Here is a 426-nt window from a genome sequence, read left to right as displayed (position 1 = left end):
CCTCGCGGACGAAGGCCAGCAGCCTTTCCAGCTCGGGACGCTGGGTGTCCTTGCCAGAAGCCTTGTCGGTGAACACCCGCGCCACCTAACACCCTCCAATTGCCGTTCCGGGTTCTGGTCGAAGCTGCTGACGCGGACATAGCCGATGCGTTGACCTTGCAAGATGCCTCCAAAGGCAAAAGTGTCAGGATGAAATCTATTACCTTTGACGGAATATGTCAATCAATAGGAAATTTAACTCTATTCTGACATCGTTTGCACATGGCATCTGACATCAAGTTAGGGTATGCCTCAATCTGACGGCTGCGAACCGCCAGGGACAGGCGCAATGTCAGATTCTGTCGCGGCCTTGGCGCGTGCCTGGAAGCGTTCATAGCAATCCAGCCCGCAGAAATGTTCGACGTATTCCGCGCCTTCCGGGGTGAA

1 pseudogene is annotated in these 426 nt (G+C 54.7%); it reads right to left on the bottom strand.

The features are described 5' to 3' along the window. Positions 1-291: 291 nt before the first annotated feature. Positions 292-426, bottom strand: a pseudogene (locus C8R14_RS12975) (DUF3330 domain-containing protein); the annotation flags it as partial.

Origin of the sequence: Nitrosomonas eutropha, from assembly GCF_003201195.1 — a bacterium.
Taxonomy (GTDB): domain Bacteria; phylum Pseudomonadota; class Gammaproteobacteria; order Burkholderiales; family Nitrosomonadaceae; genus Nitrosomonas; species Nitrosomonas eutropha.
The sequence above is the reverse complement of the archived record's forward strand: the minus strand, read 5'-3'. Positions and strand labels throughout refer to the sequence as shown.